Source organism: Pseudomonas sp. 43NM1 (genome assembly GCF_002836905.1).
Lineage (GTDB): Bacteria > Pseudomonadota > Gammaproteobacteria > Pseudomonadales > Pseudomonadaceae > Aquipseudomonas > Aquipseudomonas prosekii.
Window position 1 is genome coordinate 1 of the sequence record NZ_MKGS01000107.1, and the last position, 2,006, is coordinate 2,006.

General features: G+C 63.0%; 2 protein-coding genes and 1 pseudogene. 1 reads left to right on the forward strand and 2 read right to left on the reverse strand.

The features are described 5' to 3' along the window. Together BI292_RS10070 and BI292_RS10075 are read right to left on the reverse strand one after the other, a co-directional pair. Window positions 1-692 (reverse strand): chemotaxis protein CheB (locus tag BI292_RS10070; protein WP_101207789.1); only part of this gene is annotated, 692 nt, incomplete at its 3' end. Window positions 693-776: 84 nt separating this feature from the next. After that, window positions 777-1,631, reverse strand: a complete 855-nt coding sequence (locus tag BI292_RS10075) for a LysR family transcriptional regulator (RefSeq protein WP_101207790.1) — start codon at window positions 1,629-1,631, stop codon at window positions 777-779. Between the two features lie 74 nt (window positions 1,632-1,705). Here BI292_RS10075 and BI292_RS10080 point away from each other — a divergent pair. Next, window positions 1,706-2,006, forward strand: a pseudogene (locus tag BI292_RS10080) (EamA/RhaT family transporter); the annotation flags it as partial.

Below are 2,006 nucleotides of genomic sequence, written 5' to 3' on the forward strand. Positions count from 1 at the left end.
ACCTTGCCCAGCCCCATCACCCCCGCCTCCAGACCGTTGCCCTTGAGGGAAATGATGTTCTCGATCAGATGCCGATCGCGCACGGCATGGCTTGGCAGGCCGGCAATCGGTTGGCCGACGGCGCTGGCGAGGGCATTGGCGAGCACTGCGATGGTCCCGACGAGGTCGATGTCGACGTGGGCGATGGCGCTTTCGGGCATTGAGCCGAGCATCGCTTCGGCCGGTTCCTGCACATACGTCAGGCCGCCGCGATCCTTGACGGCCCACAGGCCGGCGGTGCCGTCGTCGAGCGCGCCGGAGAGGATCACGCCGATCACCCGCGCTCCGTAATTCACCGCCGCCGAACGAAACAGCACGTCCACCGCCGGCCGGGCGCGGCACTCTTTCGGCCCACGGGTCAGGCGAATCCCGGCCTCGGTCAACATCAAATGCCGGTCGGCGATGGCCACGTACACGGTGCGCGCTTCGATCCGCTGGCCATCCTGCGCCGCGACCACGCGCATCGCCGTGACCCGGCCAGGAATGCTGTGCAGCACGCTCGGCTCGTGCGCCGGAATGTGCAGCACCACCAGATAGGCCACGGGCAGGTCGGCGGGCAGGTTTGCGAACAGCGCGATCAACGCCTGCACGCCACCGGCCGAGGTGCCGATGACGACGATATTGCGCGCGCCTGCATCGAGTTCATTAGTCATGCCGTCTCCAATCTGTTTGTTTCAACCGCTTTGAACATTGGTTAACTCTAGTCACTCAACGCGCGCTGCTGGAAAAATGCCTGATCAGAGGCGGAAGAATTGCTGCATTGCCTCGGCCAGCAGGTTGACCGCTTCGTCGTCGCGCGACGCCGCCGAGCGCATGAATACCACGTCGTGATCGGCTATCAGCGGCAAGCCGTCGAGGATCTGCATGTGCGCCGTGACCATCGCGCGGTCGATCAAACTGATCGCCAGTCCGGCCTCGACGCAGGCCTTGACCGCCTGATTCGACGGACTTTCCAGCACCACCCGCGCTCGTCGGCCGTGGTGTTTTAGCGACTCGATCATCGCTTGCCGATACGGGCATTGCGCGGCGTGCACGGCCAGCGGCAACGGCTCCAGCGCGGCCAGATTGTTGTTGGTCGGACCGACCCAGACGGGCGTGGTCGCGACCAGTAATTGCGTGTGTTCGTCGAGCTGGCCCTTGGGTTGCGCAATAACCGCGCAGTGCAATTTGTCGCGCTGCACCAGATCACGCAGCGCGTAGCTCGGCGCGGTTTTCAGTTCCAGCACTACGTTGGGCCACGCGGCGATGAAGGTCGGGAGGATGTCGCGGATCACGTGGCTGGCATATTCATCGGGCACGCCCAAGGTGATGCGCCCGGCCAGATGGCTGCCGTGCAGGTCAGCAAGCACGCGATCGTGGGTGCTGAGCAACGCCGTGGTGGATTGCAGCAGACGCTTGCCCAGCGCGGTCAGCGACACCGACTGATTGTCACGATTGAGCAAGCGGCCACCCGCCACTGCCTCAAGGCGCTGGATGTGCACGCTCACCGCCGCCGGACTTTTGTGCAACTGTTCGGCCGCCGCGCTGAACTTGCCAATGCGCGCCACCGCGTGAAAGGTGCGTAGCAAGTCAATATCGAGGATGGCTGTCATGGTTCACTCTTTGTGAAGAACTGCTGCGCTATATTTTGATTTATTAGATTAGCCAGCTTTCGTAGCCTGTGGCAATGAATCAGCCCCTACCGATTGTCTGCAAAGCAAAAACCGCGACTGACTGGCGTCAGGCGATCCCCCTGCCCTTGCTCGAAGCGGCGTTGATCCTGACGTGGAGCTCGGGATTTGTCGGCGCGCGCTTCTCGATTGATTACGCGCCGGCGCTGTTGGTGGTGTTCTGGCGCTGCGTGGTGGTGACGCTGATCCTGTTGCCCTTCGTCGCCCGACAGCTGCGGCGGACCTCGCCGGTGACATTGCTGAAAAACGCCGGTATCGGCTTGCTGGCGATGAGCGGTTATCTGTACGGCGTGATTC

What these genes read in the sequence shown, in the direction of transcription:
- BI292_RS10075 (WP_101207790.1), bottom strand. Translation starts at nt 1,631, where the DNA reads ATGACAGCCATCCTCGATATTGACTTGCTACGCACCTTTCACGCGGTG.